Source organism: Lentzea sp. NPDC004789, assembly GCF_053601075.1.
This window is the reverse complement of the sequence record NZ_JBSGBE010000014.1, coordinates 136,442-156,588: the sequence shown is the minus strand read 5'-3', so window position 1 is coordinate 156,588 and position 20,147 is coordinate 136,442. Positions and strand designations below refer to the sequence as shown.

General features: G+C 71.9%; 18 protein-coding genes. 7 read left to right on the top strand and 11 right to left on the bottom strand.

Annotated features, from left to right (window positions below; genetic code table 11):
* Positions 1-20: 20 nt before the first annotated feature.
* Together ACWEIJ_RS29330 and ACWEIJ_RS29325 are read left to right on the top strand one after the other, a co-directional pair.
* Complete coding sequence (locus tag ACWEIJ_RS29330) at positions 21-866, top strand: SGNH/GDSL hydrolase family protein (protein ID WP_449840471.1); 846 nt, start codon at positions 21-23, stop codon at positions 864-866.
* A 100-nt stretch (positions 867-966) separates the two neighbouring features.
* A complete protein-coding gene (locus ACWEIJ_RS29325) occupies positions 967-1,920 on the top strand; it encodes a class I SAM-dependent methyltransferase (RefSeq protein WP_449840470.1) in 954 nt (317 codons plus the stop codon).
* Between the two features lie 3 nt (positions 1,921-1,923).
* On the opposite strand, the gene ACWEIJ_RS29320 is transcribed toward ACWEIJ_RS29325, so the two are convergent.
* Positions 1,924-2,535 carry a TetR/AcrR family transcriptional regulator gene (locus ACWEIJ_RS29320; RefSeq protein WP_449840469.1) on the bottom strand — a complete coding sequence of 204 codons (612 nt, stop codon included), beginning with the start codon at positions 2,533-2,535 and terminating at the stop codon, positions 1,924-1,926.
* Positions 2,536-2,605: 70 nt separating this feature from the next.
* Here ACWEIJ_RS29320 and ACWEIJ_RS29315 point away from each other — a divergent pair, with 70 nt between their 5' ends.
* The 3 genes from ACWEIJ_RS29315 to ACWEIJ_RS29305 all read left to right on the top strand — a co-directional run bounded on the left by ACWEIJ_RS29315 (position 2,606) and on the right by ACWEIJ_RS29305 (position 6,496).
* Positions 2,606-3,463, top strand: a complete 858-nt coding sequence (locus tag ACWEIJ_RS29315) for a metal-dependent hydrolase (protein WP_449840468.1) — start codon at positions 2,606-2,608, stop codon at positions 3,461-3,463.
* Between the two features lie 520 nt (positions 3,464-3,983).
* Entirely contained in the window at positions 3,984-4,880 is an 897-nt protein-coding gene (locus ACWEIJ_RS29310) for a PDR/VanB family oxidoreductase (RefSeq protein ID WP_449840467.1), read from the top strand.
* A gap of 2 nt (positions 4,881-4,882) precedes the next feature.
* Positions 4,883-6,496, top strand: a complete 1,614-nt coding sequence (locus tag ACWEIJ_RS29305) for an SDR family oxidoreductase (RefSeq protein ID WP_449840466.1) — start codon at positions 4,883-4,885, stop codon at positions 6,494-6,496.
* On the opposite strand, the gene ACWEIJ_RS29300 is transcribed toward ACWEIJ_RS29305, so the two are convergent.
* The 6 genes from ACWEIJ_RS29300 to ACWEIJ_RS29275 all read right to left on the bottom strand — a co-directional run bounded on the left by ACWEIJ_RS29300 (position 6,482) and on the right by ACWEIJ_RS29275 (position 12,533).
* Positions 6,482-6,859: a tetratricopeptide repeat protein gene (locus tag ACWEIJ_RS29300; protein ID WP_449840465.1), complete on the bottom strand. Its 378-nt coding sequence runs from the start codon at positions 6,857-6,859 to the stop codon at positions 6,482-6,484. The two genes, ACWEIJ_RS29305 and ACWEIJ_RS29300, sit on opposite strands and share 15 nt — an antisense overlap.
* Before the next feature lie 52 nt (positions 6,860-6,911).
* Positions 6,912-8,378: a carboxylesterase/lipase family protein gene (locus ACWEIJ_RS29295; protein WP_449840464.1), complete on the bottom strand. Its 1,467-nt coding sequence runs from the start codon at positions 8,376-8,378 to the stop codon at positions 6,912-6,914.
* Between the two features lie 64 nt (positions 8,379-8,442).
* A complete protein-coding gene (locus ACWEIJ_RS29290; protein WP_449840463.1) occupies positions 8,443-9,411 on the bottom strand; it encodes an NAD(P)-dependent alcohol dehydrogenase in 969 nt (322 codons plus the stop codon).
* A 66-nt stretch (positions 9,412-9,477) separates the two neighbouring features.
* Positions 9,478-11,484 (bottom strand): hypothetical protein, encoded by a 2,007-nt coding sequence (locus ACWEIJ_RS29285; protein WP_449840462.1) that lies wholly within the window; start codon positions 11,482-11,484, stop codon positions 9,478-9,480.
* A 9-nt stretch (positions 11,485-11,493) separates the two neighbouring features.
* A complete protein-coding gene (locus ACWEIJ_RS29280; protein WP_449840461.1) occupies positions 11,494-12,087 on the bottom strand; it encodes a VOC family protein in 594 nt (197 codons plus the stop codon).
* Positions 12,084-12,533: a VOC family protein gene (locus ACWEIJ_RS29275; RefSeq protein WP_449840460.1), complete on the bottom strand. Its 450-nt coding sequence runs from the start codon at positions 12,531-12,533 to the stop codon at positions 12,084-12,086. Before ACWEIJ_RS29275 ends, ACWEIJ_RS29280 begins: the two co-directional genes overlap by 4 nt.
* Positions 12,534-12,634: 101 nt before the next feature.
* Between ACWEIJ_RS29275 and ACWEIJ_RS29270 the strand changes: the two genes are divergently transcribed.
* Both ACWEIJ_RS29270 and ACWEIJ_RS29265 read left to right on the top strand, forming a co-directional pair.
* Complete coding sequence (locus ACWEIJ_RS29270) at positions 12,635-15,289, top strand: helix-turn-helix transcriptional regulator (protein WP_449840459.1); 2,655 nt, start codon at positions 12,635-12,637, stop codon at positions 15,287-15,289.
* A 24-nt stretch (positions 15,290-15,313) separates the two neighbouring features.
* Positions 15,314-15,763, top strand: coding sequence for a hypothetical protein (locus ACWEIJ_RS29265; protein ID WP_449840458.1), 450 nt, complete (start codon positions 15,314-15,316; stop codon positions 15,761-15,763).
* A gap of 6 nt (positions 15,764-15,769) precedes the next feature.
* Here the strand turns inward: ACWEIJ_RS29265 and ACWEIJ_RS29260 are convergent, their stop codons facing one another.
* Genes ACWEIJ_RS29260 through ACWEIJ_RS29245 form a run of 4 tightly spaced genes read right to left on the bottom strand, consistent with a single transcriptional unit; the run spans position 15,770 to position 20,146 of the window.
* The gene (locus ACWEIJ_RS29260; RefSeq protein ID WP_449840457.1) at positions 15,770-17,092 is read right to left on the bottom strand and encodes an LLM class flavin-dependent oxidoreductase; all 1,323 of its coding nucleotides are present in this window, start codon (positions 17,090-17,092) and stop codon (positions 15,770-15,772) included.
* A gap of 2 nt (positions 17,093-17,094) precedes the next feature.
* Positions 17,095-18,252: an ROK family protein gene (locus tag ACWEIJ_RS29255; protein ID WP_449840456.1), complete on the bottom strand. Its 1,158-nt coding sequence runs from the start codon at positions 18,250-18,252 to the stop codon at positions 17,095-17,097.
* Positions 18,249-18,593, bottom strand: a complete 345-nt coding sequence (locus ACWEIJ_RS29250; RefSeq protein WP_449840455.1) for a 4Fe-4S dicluster domain-containing protein — start codon at positions 18,591-18,593, stop codon at positions 18,249-18,251. The genes ACWEIJ_RS29255 and ACWEIJ_RS29250 overlap by 4 nt, the downstream gene beginning before the upstream one ends.
* Positions 18,590-20,146 (bottom strand): FAD-dependent oxidoreductase, encoded by a 1,557-nt coding sequence (locus tag ACWEIJ_RS29245; protein ID WP_449840454.1) that lies wholly within the window; start codon positions 20,144-20,146, stop codon positions 18,590-18,592. Before ACWEIJ_RS29245 ends, ACWEIJ_RS29250 begins: the two co-directional genes overlap by 4 nt.
* Between the last annotated feature and the right edge of the window lies 1 nt (position 20,147).

Genomic DNA, 20,147 nt, shown 5'->3' with positions numbered 1-20,147 from the left:
CCCGATGCATAGGAGCGGGTGTGCCGAGGTTTGCCCTGGTCATCGCGTTGGTGACGGCGCTGGCCGCGTGCACCTCAAGACCGCAGGACGTCACTTCCGCCGCACCGATGACGGGCGGTGACCCCAAGGACGGGCAGCAGATCTACATCTCGCTCGGCGACTCCTACGCCACCGGTTTCTCGCCGGTCGGCAACGGCGAGAGCTTCGCCGACATCATCGCCAAGCGCGAGGGCCTGAACCTCGTCAACCTCGCCTGCAACGGCGTCACCTCCGCCGAGCTCCTGACCGAGCCCGCCTGCGGCCCGGAGGCGGAGGGCCGCAGCCAGATCGACGCGACCGTCGACGAGCTGCGCACCGGCAGGGTCGGTCTGGTCACGCTGGTGATCGGCGGCAACGACCTGGTGGAACCGTGCGCGGTGGCGGAGAACCCGCTCGAGTGCGCGAAGGGCGCCCTCACCGACACCAAGACCAACATCTCCACCGTGCTCACCCGCATCCGCGAGGCCGCGCCGGACGTGAAGATCATCGGCCTGACCTACCCGGACGTGTTCCTGGGCGCGTGGGTGAACCCGGCGTTCCCGAACGGCGAGGAGCTCGCGCGTTCGTCGGTGTCGCTGTACGAGGACTTCAACGGCGAGATGGCCGCCGAGTACGCGAAGTTCGGCGCCAAGTTCGCCGACATCACCAAGACGACCGGCGGCTACGGGGCGCTGACGGACCTGACCGAACACCCGAAGTACGGCCAGATCCCAGCCTCGGTGGCCGAGGTCTGCACACTGACGTACTTCTGCGACCAGTCCGACGTGCACCCCACTCCGGCGGGGCATCAGGCGATCGCGGACGCGATCATGGCGGCCGGTCGCTGAACTGCGGACGGGGTCGGCTCCGTATTACCCGAAAGCCTCTGTCGGGCGGCGGCGCCGACTGACAGGCTCGGGAATCGTTGCCGCAGCGAGGAAGTGTTCGATGACAGTGCTCCCGCAAAGCATGGACGCCCTGCACCGGCTCAGCGACGCCGTCGACGGCTTCCTGCGCAGTGAGAAGGAGTTCAACCTCGCCGATCCCGCGACGCACATGCTGGTGGGAGGACGCTTCCGCACGCTCGGCACGCAGATCGGCGCCGGCGTGCTCGCGGGTGTGCCGGACGAGGACATCGCCGCGATCGTCCAACCGGCACGGTCGGCGTGCGCGCGGACCCCGTTCATGCGCAGCGAACAGGAATGGGCGCGCGGCTACCCGAGCGACTTCCGGTTGGTCGAGCACGTGATGGCGCAGGCCAACGGCGCCACGCCGGGCACCCTCGGGTGGCACGTCGAGGCGAGCCTGCAGAGCTCGGCGATCACCCAGCAGCTGCGCAACCGCGTGCTGCACCAGGCCCGGCTGATCAGCGACACGCTGACCGCGCCGCGCAACGGCCCGCGGTCGGTGCTGCTGATCGCCTCCGGCGCCGCGCCCGACCTGCGGCACATCCCGCCGGGCGTGGTCCGCCCCGGCGACCGCTTCGTGCTCACCGACGTCGACCCGGACGCGCTGGAGCTGACGCGGAAGCGGCTCGGCCTGCTCAACGACTTCACCACCGCGGTGCCCGGCAACGTCTTCCGCGCACTAGGTGCCCTGGCCGAGCTCGGCCCGTTCGACCTGGTGCTCGCCGGCGGCCTGTACGACTACCTCAACGACCGCGCCGCCGTCCGCCTGACCGAGGCCGTGCTGACCAGGCTGTGCCGTCCGGGCGGCACGTTCTGCTTCTCCTGCATCGGGGTGGGCAACCCGTTCCGGTGGCCGCTCGAGTTCCTGATGGAGTGGTCGCTGATCGAGCGCGACGAGGCCGCCGTGCGTGCGCTGCTGCCGGGCTGCGACGTCTCGATCGGCCACGACCCGACCGGGCTCGCGTTGCTCACGCACGTCCGAACCAGGCGGTAGTGCTCAGCGCAGGCCGTGCGCGATCCGCGTCACGAAGGCCACCAGCCGGTCGGGCGTGAACTTCTCCGGGTCGGTCAGCACCAGCCGTCCCGACATCTCGGCCAGCGCGAGCATCGCGTGCCCCAGCAGGCCCGAGTCGAGGTCGTCCAGCCCGCCCAGCTCCTTCAGCCCCAGCGCGGCCAGGTCCTCGATCTGGGCGAGGACCCCCGCGCGCACCAGTTCGACCTGGGCGCGGAACTCACGCGGCGTGCCCTCGGGCGGCAGCAGCACCAGGCGCCAGCGGTCGGGCGCCTCGACGACGGCGTGCACGAAGACCCGGACGGCGTCGGCGAAGGCGTCGTCCGGCGAGCGCGTGGCGAAGTCGGTCGGCAAGGCCGCGACGACCTGCTCGGTCGCCCTGGCGGCCTCGCGTTCCAGCAGGGCACCGATCAGCTCAGCCCGGTTGGCGAAGAGGTCGTAGAGGACAGGTTTCGTCACCTGGGCCTGTTTGGCGACGGATTCCATCGTCACGGTGTCGAACCCTGCCGGAATCAGGCTGAGAGCCGCGTCCAGCAGCTGCTCGCGGCGCTGCTCGGGCGGCAGGCGGCGGGCGTACTTCCGGCGCGTTGTGCTCACCCTCCCATATTGCTACGGTGGCGTAGCTTTCACAAAGCTACGGCCGCGTAGTAATTGCCGGAGGTAGGCGATGGAGCCGGACAACCTCGTTCTGCAGCCCCGTGACGTGCGCTTCGACTGGTCGACCCTGCCGATGCACTGGATCCCCGGCGAACCCGTGGCGACGCACGTCATGAACGTCCTGCACCTGCTGCTGCCCGAGGGCGAGCGGTGGTTCGCGCGGACGTTCCAGCAGGCCGTGCCGCTGATCACCGACGACACGCTGCGCGAGGACGTGCTCGGCTTCATCGGGCAGGAGGCGATGCACGCCGAGGCGCACAGCGAGGTGCTCGACCACCTGCTCGCGGGCGGACTGGACCCGCGGCCGTTCACCCGGCAGATGGAGCACGTGTTCCGGCGCATCCTCGGCCCTAGGCCGGGACTGACCGACGAGCAGGCGCGCGAGCAGCTGATCGAGCGGGTCGCGATCGTGGCGGCCATCGAGCACTTCACGGCGTACCTGGGCGACTGGATGCTGAACGCCCAGGCGCTCGACCGCGCCGGCATCCACCCGGTGATGCTCGACCTGCTGCGCTGGCACGCGGCCGAGGAGGTCGAGCACCACAGCGTCGCCTACGACCTGATGCGCCACCTCGACCGCCGGTACGTGCGGCGGGCGCGGACGATGCTGCTGGTCGCGCCGGTGATGTTCTGGCTGTGGGTGCGGGGTGCGCGGTTCCTGCTGCGGGCGGACCGGACCGCTCGGGTGCGGCTCACGTGGCGTGAGGCGATGCGGGCCGGGCGGCGGGGGTTGCTGCCTCAGCTGTCGGAGATCTTTCTGGCGTTTCTGCGGTACTTCCACCCGGATTACCACCCTGGGCAGGAGGGGTCGACGGCGCAGGCTGTCGCTTATCTGGCGTCGTCGCCCGCGGCTCGGGAGGCGCACTGATGTGGCGTGGAGGAGCGGCGGTTCGATGCCGTGCGGCTCGGTGCGGGCTGGCGATCCTGTCCGGACCGGCGGTCCGGCACCGCGAGGCCCGACCCGACCCGACAGCTCTACCCGGACCGGCGGTCCGCTACCGCACAGCTCAACCTGACCCGGCAGCCCTATCCGGACCGGCAGTCCGCTACCAAGCAGCCCAATCCGACCTCACAGCCGCACCCGGACCAGCGGTCCGCTACCGCACGACCCAATCCGACCCAACAGCCCTACCCGGACCGGCGGTCCGCTACCGCACGACCCGACCCGGCCCCACAGCTCTACCCGGACCAGCGGTCCGGTACCGCACGACCCAATCCGACCCCACAGCTCTACCCGGACCGGCGGTCCGGTACCGCACGGCCCGACCTGGACCAGCGGTCCGCTACCGCGCGCCCCAACCCGACACCACAGCCCCAACCGGACCAGCAGTCCGCTACCCCGCAGCCCGACCGGACCTGACGGCCCAGCCCGGGGCGGAGGCGGTCCGATGCTGCGCACCCTGACCCGGTTCGGCCACCTCTACGACGCCGCCGTCACCCGCTTCGGCGGCCGCGCCCAGCCCGGCCCCGCCCGCGACGCCTTGTGGCTCAACGTCACCGAACGCACCGAGGTCGCCGACGACGTGGTAAGCCTCCGGCTGGGCGGCCCATCGCTCCCGCCCTGGCAACCCGGCTGCCACCTCGACCTCCACCTCCCGAGCGGCCTGCGGCGCCAGTACTCGCTGTGCGGCGACCCGGCCGACCCCACCTACCGCATCGCGGTCCGCAGAGTCGGCGCCGGATCACGCGAGGTACAGGCCCTGAACATCGGCGACCGAATCCAGGTGCGAGGACCGCGCAACGCGTTCCCGTTCGCCGGCATCGGACCGGTGCTGTTCGTGGCAGGCGGCATCGGCATCACGCCGATCCTGCCGATGGTCCACGCGGCCGCGAAGGCCGGCCTCGACTGGCGGCTCGTCTACTGCGGCCGGTCGACGAAGGCCATGCCGTTCCTGGACGAACTGCCGATCGGCCGGGTCGACATCAGGATCGGCCGCGGCGGCCCGCTGCTCGCCGACGCGCAGCCCGCGGGCGCGGTCTACTGCTGCGGTCCGGCGCCGATGCTCGACCAGGTCCGCACCGAGTTCTCCGCGCGCTGGCTGCACTTCGAGCGGTTCGGGCCGCCGCCGATCGTGGGCGGGCGGCCGTTCACGGTCGAACTGCGCCGCAGCGGGGTATCCCTCGACGTGCCGGCCGACCGGTCGGCGCTCGACGTGATCAGGGACTTCCGGCCGTCGGTCGCCTACTCGTGCCGGCAGGGGTTCTGCGGCACGTGCGAGGTCGGCGGGGTGCGGATCTGCGTGGACCGGCCGAACGGTGACCGACTCGTCGTGGAGGAGCTGTGAAGGTGCGTTCCGGAGAAGTCGACCTCGCCGTGCAGGTGCGCGGCACGAGTGGACCGACCGTGGTGCTGGTGCACGGATACCCCGACACGCACGTCGTGTGGGACCGCGTGGCGGCGATCCTCGAAGAGGACTTCCGGGTCGTCACCTACGACGTGCGCGGCGCGGGCGAGTCGACGCCACCGTCCACTGAGGACGGTTATCGGCTGGAGCACCTGGCGGCCGACCTGTTCGCGGTGATCGACGCGGTCAGCCCGGACGAGCCGGTGCACCTCGTCGGCCACGACTGGGGCTCGATCCAGTCGTGGGAGGCCGTGACCACGCCCGGCGCGCGGATCGCGACGTTCACCTCGATCTCCGGGCCGTGTCTGGATCACATGGGTCACTGGTCGCGCAAGCGGTTGTCGGTCGCGCACGTCCGGCAGTTCCTGCAGTCCTGGTACATCGGCGCGTTCCACCTGCCGGTCTTGGCGCCGCTGTTCTGGCGCCTGTACCTCGGCCCGCGCTGGGGTGCCGTGCTGAAGCGCCTGGAGGGCGTGGACGTCAGGCCCGCGAGGACGATCACCAGGGACGCGGTGCGCGGGATCTCGTTGTACCGGGTCAACATCCGCCAGGTCATGCGCTCGCCGCGGCACCGCCTCGCCCCCATGCCGGTGCAGGTGATCCAGCCGACCCGCGACCGCTACATCCGCACCGAACCGCTCGACCTCGAACGCTGGGTGCCGTCGTTGCGGCGGCGCAGGATCGCGGCCGGGCACTGGGCGCCGCTGAGCCACCCGCGGCAGCTCGCCCGCATGATCAGCGAGTTCGTCGGGGACGCCACTCCCCCGCGCGAGCTCGTCGTGATCACCGGTGGCGGCAGCGGTATCGGCCGGGCGACCGCGGTGGCGTTCGCCGAGGCGGGTGCCCGAGTTGTGGTGTCCGATGTGGACCTCGCGGCCGCGAAGGAGACCGCGGAACTGGTCGACGGCCACGCCTACGAGGTCGACGTCCGCGACGAAGCGGCCGTGCGCGCGTGGGCGCGGCAGGTCGCCGACGAGCACGGGGTGCCCGATGTCGTGGTCAACAACGCGGGCATCGGCCACTCCGGGTCGTTCCTGTCGACCTCGACGCAGCAGTGGCAACGGGTGCTGGACGTCAACCTGTGGGGTGTCGTGCACGGCTGCCGCGCGTTCGGTGAGCTGATGGTCGAACGCGGAGAGGGCGGTCACATCGTGAACCTGTCCTCGGCGGCGGCCTACCTGCCGTCGAAGATCCTCTCCGCGTACGCGACCAGCAAGGCCGCGGTGTTCATGCTGTCGGACTGCCTGCGGGCCGAGCTCGCGCCGCACGCCATCGGGGTCAGCGCGATCTGTCCGGGGCTGGTCAACACGAACATCACGGCCACCACGACGTTCTCCGGCGTCAGCGCCGAGGAGCAGAGCCGCAAGCAGGCCCGCGCGACGCGGCTCTACGCGCGGCGCGGGTTCGGGCCGGAGGGGGTGGCCGCCGAGATCGTGCGCGCGGTTCGCCGCAACCGGCCGGTGGTTCCGGTGACGGCGGAGGCGAAGGCGGCACGGCTGGCGAGCCGGGTGGCGCCGGGTCTGCTGCGGGCGTTCGCGAAGCTAGACGTCAGTTAGCTCGCCGCCGAACGCGGCGGCCAGCCGCAGCCACGGCGCGGCCTCCTCCGGCCGCCCCTGCCGTTCCAGCGTGCGCCCGAGCAGCAGGTGGGCGTAGTGCTCGACCGGGTCGCGGTCCACGATCACGCGGAGCTGCGCCTCGGCCTTGCCCAGCTGCGCCGAGTGGTAGTAGGCGCGCGCCAGCAGCAGGCAGAGGTCCGTCTGGAACGGCACTTCCTCGACGACCTCGGCGAGCAGCAGCGCCGCCTTGGCGTAGTCCCTCGTCTCGAACAGCAGCTGTGCGCGTTCCCACTTGTCGGCGACCGTCTCCGCGCGGACCGTGTCGAACAGGCGGGTCGCGGCCACCCAGCGGTTCTCGCTCATCGAACCTCCCTTCCGGCGCGTACAACGCCGACCGGTGAGAGGTATTCCCGCCTCACCCCGCCAGGTCGAGCGGGCGGAAGTCGTGGTCCTGCCAGATCAGCCTGGACTTCTCCTCCGGGTACGGGACCACCTGGTCCACGACGTCGAAGACGCGCGTCAGACGGTCCGCGGCGTAGGCGGGCCAGCCCGGATCTCCGTTGGCCGCGAACGCCGTCCACGCGCCGCGCATGCGGTCCGACAGCTCCATCGCCTCGGGCGTCACCTCGCCGAGCAACATCGCCGGCCGGCCGCGGTCCAGGTTCCCGAACACCAGCGGCACGTCCAGGCCGTGGCACGCGCCCAGTGCACCGCCCAGACCGGGCGCCGGCCAGGCCAGCTCGTACACGTGCGCCCTGCCGCCCGCCGCGGCCTGCGCCTCCGCCAGCCGCAGCGACGGCATCCGGAACACCCAGTCCGAGCAGACCAGGTCGTACAGCTCGTCCGGGCCCGCGTCCGGGAAGCTCCTCCGGTAGTCCCCCGCGCTGGGCGCGAAGACCTCCAGCGCGGTCGCCGCCTGCTCGTCCGTCACCTGGCCGAGCATCCCGTCGATCATGGTGAGCAGGCGCTGCTCGTGCCGCGTGTGGCCGGCGACCAGGCCGACGTGCCGCGCCGCGCCCGCGGCCACCGCCTCCCACGGCGTGACCGGCAGGACGTCCCCGTCGACGACCGGCGCGAACGGGATCTGCTTGTGCGCGGCCCGGCCCCACCTCCCGGTGAACTGCCCGATCTTGGCCATGATCTCGTCGGCCGCGGCCGGCAGCAGTGCCGGGTCCACTGTGGACAGTTCGCTCGGTTTCACGCCCAGCTCGGCGGCACAGGCGTACGCGACGTCCGCGGCCAGCTCCGGCGTGAAGAACGGGCCGGGCACGCTGCTCGCGACCGCCCGGTGGAAGAGCCCGGCGGCTCGCGGCATCGCGAGCAGCGCGGCGACCGAGCCGCCGCCCGCGGACTGGCCGAAGATCGTGACGCGGCCGGGATCGCCGCCGAACGCGCCGATGTTGTCGCGCACCCACTCCAGGGCGGCGACCTGGTCGAGCAGACCGCGGTTCGGCGGCGAGCCCTCGACGTGCGCGAACCCCTCGATGCCCACGCGGTAGTTGAACGTCACCAGCACCACGCCGTCCCGGGCGAGGCGCAGGCCGTCGTACTCGGGCAGGCCGGACGTGCCGAAGACGTAGGCGCCGCCCTGGATCCACACCATGACCGGCAGGTTCGCGGCGAGGTCCGGCGACCAGACGTTGACGGTCAGCCAGTCGTCGCCCGCCACGCCCACCTGGTTCATGCCGAAGGCCTGCGGTTGCGGAGGCGGCGGGCCGAACGCGGTCGCCTCCCGCACGCCGTCCCACGCCGGGGCCGGTCGCGGTGCGGCGAACCGCAGGGCGCCGACCGGGGGCGCGGCGAACGGGATGCCCCGGAAGACCGCCACGCCCGATTCGGAGGTGCCTCTGACCGTGCCACCGCTGACGCGAACTTCGACCATGGGGCGGATCGTCGTCGCCTCGGGGCCTTCTGCGCCACGGAATTTCCGCCGAGCACGGGTCAGGTCAGGCCGTCACCACGACCTTCGCGCGGGCGTGCTCCCCCTCCACGTGCCGGATCGCCTCGGGCGCGTCGGTCAGCGGGTACGTCCGCTCGATCACCGGCACCAGCCGTCCCGACTCGGCGAGCTCCCGCAGTGCGGCCAGGTTCTCCTTGCTGGGCTTGGCTTCCAGCACGACGAGCCGCTGCCGTGCGAACGGTCCGAGCACCTTGCCCTGGATGATCAGCCGGTACGGCCCGAAGAGCGCGCCGCCGTTGAAGCTGCCGCCCCCGGACAGCACCAGCGTCCCGTCCGGGGTGAGCGAGCCGCGCAACGAGCTCATCGACCGGTTGCCCACCAGGTCGAAGATCAGGTCGTAGCGCTCACCACCACGGGTGAAGTCCTCGTTCCGGTAGTCGATGACGTGGTCGGCACCGACCGCGCGCACCTGCTCGACGTTGCGCGTGCTGCACACGCCGGTCACGATCGCCTTGCGGGCCTTGGCGATCTGCACCGCCAGCAGGCCGACCCCGCCGGACGCGCCGTTGATCAGCACCTTCTGCCCGGCCTGCAGGTCGCGCAGTCCCGTCCACGCCGTGTTGCCCGCCAGCGGCAGCGTCGCGGTCTGCTCGAAGGTCAGGTTCGACGGCTTGTGCTCGACGAGGTGCGCGGGCACCCGCACGTATTCGGCGAAGGACCCCTCGACCTCGCCGAACACCTCGTCGCCCACCTGCAGCAGGCCGCTCACCTCCGGTCCGACGGCCTCGATCACGCCCGCGAAGTCGAGACCGCGGATCCGGGTTTTCGGGGCGCGCAGGCCGAGGAACAGGCGCGCGAAGTACGGGTCGCCCCGCATCACGTGCCAGTCGGCGGCGTTCACCGACGACGCCCGCACCCGTACCAGCACCTCACCGGGACCGGGCACGGGTCGTTCGACCTCGCGGAGCTCCAACACGTCCGCAGAGCCGTATCTGTCCTGGACGATCGCCTTCATCGCGGCCTCCCTCGCTTGCCGCAGAAGGTAGGCCGCGCCAGGACTTCCGCACATCAGGGACGCCCCCTAGGGCAGCCACCCAATGTCACCTGACATCATCCGGCGGGCGAAGTCCTCGGCCTCGGCGAGGTCCTTCGCCCAGCGTTCGGCCTGATCGCTGCGGAAGTCGGTCTCCCGCGGCGGGTGGTCCTGGTCCTCTTCCTCGTCGTCGTCCTCCTCGATCTCCACGTGGTCCAGGAACGCGACCAGCTCCGGCCGGGCATCGGCGGGCAGGTCGCGGACTCCGGTGCTGTACCGGGCGCCGTGGTAGCCGTCGATGATGCCGAGGAACATCGAGTCGAGAGCCGGGAACGATTCGCGCACAAGGACTTCGTCGGGCAGCGGCGTGACGTACGAGCGGCGGTGCGCGTTCCAGCAGTCCTGCTGCAGGTCCAGCTCGACCAGCCGCCGCGCGGCACCGGACGCGGCCAGGGCGGCCAGGCCGTCGTCGCCGATCGTGTGGTCGTGCAGGTCGAGCGACCACAGCTGCGGCAGCACCGGCCACGCGGCCAGCGCACGGGCGCCGTCCGAGCCGAACTTGTTGTAGGCCAGGGAAAGGCTCACCAGGGACGCCTCGGGTGGAAGTGCGGCGATGGCCGAGTCGCCCAGGCCGCAGTCGGCCAGCTTCACCGTCCGCACCGAACCCCACCGCGGCAGCGGGAGCAGCTCGCCGATCGGGTTGCCGGCCACGTCCAGGTCATCCAGGCCGGGCAACGGCAGCAGCGCGGCGAGTCCCTCCGGCCCGAGCCCCACCGCCGAGAGCCGCAACGTCCTGAGGTTCGCCAGACCGGCCGACGCCACGGCGATCGCGCCACCGTCACCGACGGGCTGGAGATCGGAGCGGGCGTAGTGCGGCGAGTCGCCCCAGTGGCCGCTCAGGTCGAGGTGCTCCAGCACGGGCAGCTCGACGCCGAGCACCCGCCGCGCACCTTCCGCGCCGAGGTGGTTGCGGCTGAGGTCCAGGTGACGCAGCCGCGGAAACGCTTGCGCGGCAGCGAAAGCGTCCGCCGACAGGTCAGTGGCGACCAGATCGCACAACGTCAGCTTCTCCAGGCGCGAGCTGTCCAGAGCACCGATGACGGCCGCGATCGACCTGTCGTCCACGGGCAGCCCTTCGAGGGCCAGCTCGGTCAGCCGCGGCACCACCGGCAGGATCGCCTCGACGCCGCGCGCACCGAGTCCCTCGCGGCCGAGCCCCATCGGCGTGCCGCGCACCCGCAGGCCGCGCAGCCCCGAGAGGTCGGCGCGGGAGAAGAACTCCGCGCAGGCCTCGTCGTCCTCCTCGATCACGTTGCCGAAGAACGGTCGCCACAACGGTTGCCGGCCGTTGTGGCCGCACCGGAACCCGATCTCCAGCCGTTCCAGGGACGCGAGCCCGGCGCAGGAAGCGAGTTCCCGGGCTTCCTCGGCGGACCCGACGAGCACCTCGGCGGACCGCAGCTCGGGTACCAGTCCCTCGCGCAACAGGTGGGCCAGGTCCGATGCCATCACGCCGATGTGGCGCAGGCGGGTCGGCCGGTCGAGCCGGAACGACGGCTTCGTGAAGTGGAACAGGTTCTCCGTCACGTTCACGAGGATCAGCGAGTCAAGCCGCGTGACGAGCTCGCTGCGCGCGAGCCGGCCGAGCACGTCGGCGTCCTGAGGCAGCAGCATCCGGCAGCGAACGCTGCGCAGGTTCTCCCACTCGTCGGCGGTCGCGGTCAACGCCTGGAGCTGCTCGCGATCGAGATAGCCGAGCGTCAGCCTGGTCACCGCACGCATCTCCGGACGACGCGGATCCGGGACGCTGAGCTTGCGCAGTCCGGTGCCGGCGCGCCCGAGGTCGAGTGACCGGACGAGTGGCCACACCGGTTTCGTGAAGCCGGATTCCAGTGCCGCGAGCCAGGACCACGGTGCCTCGCGCAGCTCGTCCGGCCAGGACGCGAGCTGTTCGTCGCAGTAGGACACCAGGTCGGCGCCGGTGCCGGCACAAAGCGCGCGGAACGCCAGTTTCGACGGCGTTCCGCGCAGCGCTTGTTCCACTTCGGGGATCACCCGCGCAAGTTAGCGCGGCAGCTCCTCGCCCGTCTGCTCTTTGACCAAGTACTCGGCGTACCAGTCGGGCCAGTTCTCGTCGAACTCACCGCCGTTGCGCTTCTCGTGCTCGCCGTGCGCCGTCGCGGCACGGCGCAACGCCGCGGCCAGGTCGGCGATCGACGCGTAGGACGTGTCGTCGGCGTCGACGCGGCCGGGCAGGCGGGTCGTGACCTCCTGCAGGATCCAGAGGTTGCCGTCCGGATCGGCGAACTCGGCACGTGAGAAGTAGCTGCGGCGCTGCGGGTCCACGCCCTCGACGGGACCGTCCGGGCCACCGTGGTAGATCGGGCCGACCTCGATCCCGGCGGCGAGCAGGGCCTCGTGCGTCTCCACGAGGTCCGAGACGATCAGGAAGTGCCGTCCGGAACCGGGTGCCGCGGTCGTGACGCCCTCACCGAAGTGGATGGAGGCGCCCGAGCCGTGCGGGGTGAACTGCACGACCCACGGCGGGGTGACGTCGAGCCGCCAGCCCAGCCGGAGGTAGAACTCCTTGGCGCGCTCCACATCCGTGACGGGGATGACGGTGACTTCGAGCTTCATGTCCATCTTGGTCAGGTTCACGACACCCGTCCCGGAAGGCGAGTCGTGATCTCCTGCAGCACCCAGCCGTTGCCGTCCGGGTCGCTGAACGACGCGAACGATCCGTAGCTCGCACGGTCCGGAGCGGGCCCGTCCACTCGGCCGTCGGTGCCCGCGTGGTGGAACACGCCGGTCTTGTCGTGGAAGATCTCGCTGACCTCGACGCCGCGGCCGAGCAGATCCTCACGGGCGGCGACGATGTCGTCGACGATCAGGTGCAGGCCCTCGGCGCTGCCCGGCTCCGCGTTCGTCACGCCGCTGCCGAAGATGATCGACGCCGGCGAACCGGGCGGGGTGAGCTGCACCAGGCGGTAGCCCTCGTCGTCGGCGAACTCGGCGTCGAAGCGCCAGCCGAGCGTCCGGTAGAAGTGGATCGCCCGGTCGATGTCGCTGACCGGAATGACCGCGACCTCGAACTTGTAGTCCATGTCCTCTCCTTCTTCGTTGATGACACGAGGTTGCTCCCACCAGGGCCCCCTTCGAACCCGTGGAACCCCCTGGTCGGTCCCTGGTGCGTAGGCTCGGGCCCGTGTCGGACGATCTCCTGGGCAGACGCGCTGAGGGCGAGACGCTGGACCGCCTGCTGACGCGGGCCAGGGCGGGCAGCGGCCAGGTGCTGGTGCTGCGCGGCGAGGCCGGGATCGGCAAGACGGCGCTGCTCGACCAGGTGTCGGCGCGCGCCTCGGGGTTCCTGGTCACTCGGGCCGCGGGCGTGGAGGCGGAGAGCGCGTTCCCGTACGCGGGGCTGCACCAGTTGTGCGTGCCGTTCCTCGACCGGCTGGACCGGCTGCCCGCGCCGCAGCGCGAGGCGCTCGGCACCGCGTTCGGCCTGGCGGCGGGGCCCCGGCCGACCCGGTTCATGGTGGGGCTGGCGGTGCTGACGCTGCTCGCCGAGGTCGCCGACGAACAACCGCTGGCGTGCCTGGTAGACGACGCGCAGTGGCTCGACTCGATGTCGTCCGCGGTGCTCGGGTTCGTCGCCCGCCGGCTGCTCGCCGAACGGATCGCGCTGGTCTTCGTGCTGCGCGAAGACAACGACCACCTCGACGGCCTGCCGGAGCTGTTCGTGCGCGGCCTGGACGACGCCGACGCCCGCGCGTTGCTCGACTCGGTGATCACGGGGCCGGTGGACGGCCGGGTGCGCGACCGGATCATCGCCGAGGCCCGCGGCAACCCGCTGGCGTTGCTGGAGCTGCCGCGCGAGGTCGCCGACGGCCTCGACGCCGGGCCGCTGACCAGCAGGATCGAGCGGAGCTTCGTCCGTCAGATCGAACCGCTGCCCGCCGACACGCGACTGCTGCTGCTGACCGCCGCGGCCGAACCGCTCGGTGACGCGACCCTGCTGTGGCGTGCGGCCGGGCTGCTCGGGCTGGGCGCCGACCCGGCCGCGGCGGCACTGGGCACCGGGCTGATCGAGTTCGGGGCTCGCGTGCGGTTCCGGCACCCGCTGGTGCGGTCGGCGGTGTACCGATCGGCGACCGCGGCGGACCGGCAGCGCGTGCACCGGGCGCTGGCGGACGTGACCGACCGGGAGATCGACCCGGACCGGCGGGCGTGGCATCGCGCGCAGGGCACCGCGGCGCCGGACGAGGAAGTCGCCGCCGATCTGGAGAACACCGCGTCACGTGCCCGGTCCCGCGGCGGTCTGCTGGCCGCGGCCGCGTTCCTCGAACAGGCCGCGGTGCTCACCCCGGAACCCGGCCGCCGGGCCGCCCGTGAGCTGGCGGCGGCGCGGGCCAAGCGCGACGCGGGCGCGTTGGACGCGGCGTTGCGGCTGCTCAGCGCCGTCGAGGCAGGCCCGCCCGACGAGCGCCGCAGCGCCGAGGTCGAGCACCTGCGCGGCCACATCGCGTTCGACCAGCGCCGGGTCGCCGAGGCCGCGCCCCTGCTGTTCAGCGCGGCCCGCCGGCTCACCCCGTTCGACCCCGATCTGGCCCGCGAGACCCACCTGGAAGCGCTGTCCGCGGCGATCTGGGCCGGTTCCCCACTGACCGGAGCCGCACGCGCTGCGCCTCCCCCGCGCACTCCCCCGTGCGCGCTCGACCTCGTCCTCGATGCGTTGGCCACTCGCATCACCGACGGCTACGCGGCGTCCGTGCCGCACCTGACCCGCGCTCTCGGCGAGGTGCGCACGCTGAAGGTCGATGCCGGCGACATCAGCCGCCTGCCGTGGCTGTTCGGCAACCGCGCGGGCGGCATCGTCGCGAGCGAGCTGTGGGACTTCGAGACGCGCCGCGCGTTCGCCAGGCAGCAGGTCCGCCTGGCCCGGGACGCGGGAGCCCTCGTCCAGCTGCAGTTCGCGCTGAACTTCCTGGCGGACAACGAACTGCTGGCGGGCGAACCGGCCGCCGCCCAGGCGCTGATCGAGGAGGACCGGCGGATCTCCGAGGTCACCGGCACCCCGCCGGTCGCCTACGCCGTCCTGCTGCAGGCCGCGTTCCGCGGTGAGGACCTGGCCACCGCCGCCGGTGCTGCCGCGCGGGCGGAAGGCCAGGGCCGGCTCGCCACCATCGCCGACTGGGTGCTCGCGATCCTCCACAACGGACAGGGCCGCCACGACCTCGCCCGCGACGCCGCGTTGCGCGTGTTCGGCACCGACACCCTGGTCTACAGCGGCCTGATCACGTCCGAACTGGCCGAGGCCGCGTCCCGCACCGGTGACCTCGCCCTGGTGGCCGAGGCCCTGGACCGTTCGTCGGCGTGGGTCGACACCGCGTGGTCGTCGGGCGTCAAGGCCCGCCTGCGCGCGTTGAACGGCGAGCCCGCCGCCTTCGCCGAGTCGATCGGCCACTTCGCCCGCTCCGGCCTGCGCACGGAACTGGCGCGCGCACATCTGCTGTACGGCGAGTGGCTGCGCCGTGAGGGTCAACGCGTCGAGGCTCGCGAGCACCTCCGCACGGCGCACGAGATGCTCACGTCGTGCGGCATGTCCGCGTTCGCCGAACGGGCGTGGCGTGAACTGCAGGCCACCGGCGAAACCGCCCGCAAGCGCACCGCCGAACCGACCGACGAGCTGACCGCGCAGGAGTACCAGATCGCCCGGCTGGCCCGCGAGGGCTACTCGAACCCGGAGATCGGCACGCGCCTGTTCATCAGTCCACGCACGGTGGAATGGCACCTGCGCAAGGTGTTCGGCAAGCTCGGCGTGACATCACGCAGACAGCTCCGCGACGCAACGTTCTAGGCGGTCCGCGCGACAATCATGAACGTGACCGAGAGCCAGGTGTCGAACGCCGTGCACGGCACGGTGAGCGGCCCTCTCACGCAGATCGGCACCCTCCACGGCGACGTGAACCTGCTGACCGGTGCACCCGTCCGGACGCGGTACCGGTTGCAGGTCAAGCGGATCGCGCCGCCCGAGCTGATCGACCGCGCCGGGGACGTGCCGGTGGACCTGCCCGCGCTGTGGGCGTCGGTGGGCAGGGTGAACCGCGGCGAGACCATGGCCGCGTCGAGGCCTTCCTCCAGCTCGTCCGCACCACGTACCGCAACGGGGACGCCGAGCGGTCGCGAGAGCTGTTCGAGCACGCTCCGGCAGCGGGCCGTGGCGAACGTGATCCGGCTCACCCGGTGGCATGCCGTGGTGGAGCACGTGATCGGGAACGACGAGGCGGCCTTCGAGTCGGTCTTCCAGGAGTTCGAGGCCGTGCAGGACTGAGCCGCGTCAGCTCACCGCGTACCGGCTCACCGGCCGTGCCAGCCCGTAGTGGTCGCGCAACGTCCGTCCGGTGTACTCGCCGCGGAACAGCTTCCGCGCCCGCAGCAACGGAACCACGTGCTCGACGAACTCCTCCAGCCCGGACGGCAGCAGCGGTGCCATGACGTTGAACCCGTCCGCCGCCCCGGTCCGGAACCACAGTTCGATGTGGTCCGCGATCTGCTCGGGCGTGCCGGCCACGACCTGGTGCCCGCGCCCGCCGCCCAGCCTGCCGAGCAGCTGCCGCAACGTCAGCCGCTCCCGCACCGCCAGGTCCCGCACCAGCTCGAACCGGCTCTTGGCGCCGTTGACCTCCGTGACCGGCGGCAGGTCGGGCAGCGGCTCGTCGAGCGGGTGGCCGGTGAGATCGATCCCGATCATGTCGGTGAGCTGGCGCACCGCGCGTTCCGGGATGATCAGCGACGTGAGCTCGTCCGCGAGCGCCTGGGCCTCCTGTTCGGTGCCACCGAGGACCGGCACGATGCCGGGCAGCACCTTCAGGCCGTCGGACGGTCGTCCGAAGGCCTCGACGCGGCGCTTGAGGTCCGTGTAGAACGCGACGGCTTCCTCGTGGGTCTGCTGCGCGGTGAACACCGCCTCCGCCCAGCGGGCCGCGAACGCCTTGCCGTCCTCGCTGGAGCCCGCCTGCACGAGCAGCGGGTGGCCCTGCGGGCTGCGCGTGGCGTTCAACGGGCCGCGCACCGAGAAGTGCCGGCCGCTGTGGCCGATCTCGTGCACCTTCGTCTCGTCGGCGAACACGCCGGAGGTCTGGTCGACGACCAGCGCGTCGTCCTCCCACGAGTCCCACAGCGCGGTGACGACGTCGAGGAACTCGTCCGCTCTTTCGTAACGCTCGGAGTGCTTGAGGTTGGCCGAGCGGTTGAAGTTCTGCGCGGAACGGTCCTGCGCGGTGGTCACGATGTTCCAACCCGCCCGGCCACCGCTGATGTGGTCGAGCGACGAGAACAGGCGCGCCAGGTTGTACGGTTCGCTGAAGCCGGTCGAGGCGGTGGCGATCAGTCCGATGTGGTCGGTCACCTGCGACAGCGCGGTCAGCAGGGTGAGCGGTTCGAACCGGCCGGCCGCGGTGTGCCGGACGTCGCCCCAGATCTGCACGCCGTCGGCGAGGAACACCGAGTCGAACGTGCCGCGCTCGGCGATCTGGGCGAGGTTCTGGAAGTGCGCCACGTCGTCGAGCGCCTTCGGGTCGGTGCGCGGATGGCGCCAGGCCGCCTCGTGGTGGCCGACGCCCATCAGGAACGCGTTGAGGTGCAGCTGACGTTCGGTCACTTTCAGACTCCTGCCAACGAGAATTGCAGTGGATCGGCGTAAAGGGCGCAGAGCTGGACGGCACCGGCGGCCATGCCGAGCACGTCCACGCCGAAGCTGCTCGGCAGCACGAGCTCCGGCGAGGTGCACAGGCTCGATGCCGCGGCCACCTCGGCGCGCAGGGTGTCGACGCACTCGGGCAGCCAGTTCGTGCCGATCTCGGTCACGACGAGCACGTCGGGGTTGATGAAGTCGAACAGCACGGCGGCGGCCCGGCCGATGATCCCGGCGCGTTCCACCAGCACGTCGACGGCCGCGCGGTCACCGTCCTTCGCGAGGTTAGCGAGGTCCATCATGGACGGTCGCGGCACCACACCGCGTTGCCAGGCCCGGTGTGCCCACGCCTGGTCGGCCACGGTGGCCTGCAGGCAGCCGGAACGTCCGCACGGGCAACCGATCGCGGGATCGCCGAGCGCCAGGTGCGCGACGTCGCCCGCCGCCGACCGCGCGCCGCGGTGGGTGGTGCCGCCGGTCACGATGGCCGCGTCGACCACGTTGCCGACGAACAGGTGCAGCATCGACTCCCGGTGCCCCGCCCGGCCGAAGAGCTGCTCGGCCTGGGCGAGGGCACGGGCGTGGCTGTCCACCAGCACCGGCAGCCCGGTGCGCGCGGTCAGCAGCTCGCGCACCCGCACGTCCCGCCACCCCAGCGAGGCGTGCTGCACCAGCACGCCCTGCTCGGTGTCGACCCAGCCGCCGACCGCCACCCCGAGCCCGATCGGCACGAGCCCCGGCAGCCGTTCGGCGTGCAGCCGCACCAACCGGTCCGCGGCCGTCGTGAGCACGTGGTGCGGATCAGCCGGGTCGCGGTGCCCGATCACCTCCCGCGTGAGCAGGCGTCCGCGCAGGTCGAGCAACGCCAGCGTGCAGTACTCGTGCGCGACGTGCAGCGCCGCCACGACGTGCCGCCCGGTGTCGATGTCCACCGGCACGTGCGGACGCCCGATCCCCTGGTACGGCACCGACTCCGCGGCCTCGACCAGCAGTCCGGCGTCGGCGAGCGCCGAGCACGTGCGGGTCACGGCGGCGGGGCTCAGCCCGGTCTCGCGGGCGATCGTGCTGCGCGCGATCGGCCCGTGCCGCAGCAGGGCCCGCAACGCCGTTCCGGCCGGGGTGGTCATGAGATCAGCGGCTGGCCGGCCGGGGACAGCGCGGGCCCGACCGCCCGTGCCGCTCCCGGCGTGCGGCCCTTGCCCCAGCCGATGTCCCTGCGGTAGCTGCCGAGCAACCCGGTGCGCCGCAACTCGTTCTCGTCCAGCGACTCCGGCAGCGGATGGGTGTGCGGGGCGACGAACAACGCGTCGGCCGGGCAGTTCGCCTCGCACTGGAAGCACGTCTGGCAGTCCGACTGCCTGCTGATCACCGGCAGGCCGTCGGTGCCGCGGTCGAAGACGTTGGTGGGGCAGACCAGGATGCACTTGTCGCAGGCGATGCACTGCTGGGTGGAGATCAGCTCGATCACGCGACCACCGCCTCGGGTCGCGCCCACACCTCGTCGAGTCCTCCCGAGGTGATCCGGTGGTGCTGAGCGGGGTCCAGCTCAGGCCGATCCAGCCGCCGAGCCATCCCCCGACTCTCGTTGCGCGCCAACGCAGACGTGTACATCCACCGGGCATGCGCCACCATCGAAACCGCCTGACGCGCAGGCACCGAGGCGTTGCCCACCGCCTCCACCGACCTCAACGACTCCCAGACACCGTCCAGCACCCCGAGCGACTCGCGCAGCACGTCCCCGTGCCGCAGGTAGTTCTTGTCGTACGGCAACACCTCGGCCTGAACCGTCCGCACGACCTCGGCGATGTCGACGTCCGCCACCGTCCCGCCAGGCCGCAGGCCGGCTCCCCCAGCAGCCCGCACCCGCCGCGCACCCCGTCCGACGGACCGGGCGAACCGAGCCGCCGCCCGTCCCGACCACGACCCGGACGAGATCGCCCAGGCCGCGTTGTGGCTGCCGCCGCCGGTGAACCCGCCGCAGATCAGCTCGCGGGTCGCCGCGTCACCGGCCGCGTAGAGTCCCGGCACGGTCGTGGCGCAGCCGTCGTCGACGATCCGGATGCCACCGGTGCCCCGCACCGTGCCCTCGGCGAGCAGCGTCACCGCGAACGCGTCGGTGAACGGGTCGATGCCCAACCGGTCGAACGTCAGGAAGAAGTTCGGCTGGGCCAGCCGCATCGCGGCCTGCGCGGCCGGGTCGGCGCGGTCGAGCTTGCAGAACACCTTCTCCGACAGCAACGTCCGTGCGATCACCGACCGCCCGCGCTGGCTGCCCGCGCCCTCCAGCACCGAACCGTCGGCCCGGTAGAAGGTGGCGTAGTTGTAGAACGCGGTCTTCGTCACCGAGGTGTGCTCGGGCGCGATGCCGTAGGCGTTGGAGAACTCCATGCCCGACAGCTCGGCACCGGCCTCGGCCGCGAACAGTGCGCCGTCACCCGTGTTCACGTTGCACCCGAAGGCCTTGCTCAGGAACGCACACCCTCCGGTCGCGAGCACGACGGCGCCCGCGCGGACCCGGAACGGCCGGTCCGCCTGCCGCTGGTGCCCGGCGGCTCCGGCCACCGCGCCGTCCGGGGAGGTGAGCAGCTCGGTGACCGGGCTGTGGTCGAGGATCGTGACACCGGCCCGCCGCACGCGGATCCGCTGGCGGCGCATGTACTCCGGGCCCTGCAGGCCGTTGCGCAGCGGCTGGCCGTCAGGGCCGACGGGAAAGGGGTACCGGGCGGAGGCCAGCTCGTTGATCCGGTCGTAGGTCTCGTCGAGCACCCTGGCCATCCAGCGCCGGTCGGCGAGGTAGCCGCCGAGCGCCTCCCGGCTCGCCATCGCGGCCTCGCGGGCGTCCGCATCCGGCGGCACGTACCAGACGCCGGTGCCGACCGACGCGGTCGCGCCGCTCGTGCCGCAGTAGCCCTTGTCCGCCAGCACGACCGTGGCGCCCTCTTCCGCCGCCTTCAGAGCCGCCCAGGTCGCGGCCGGTCCGCCGCCGACCACCAGCACGTCCGCACTCAGTTCGAGGGTCATC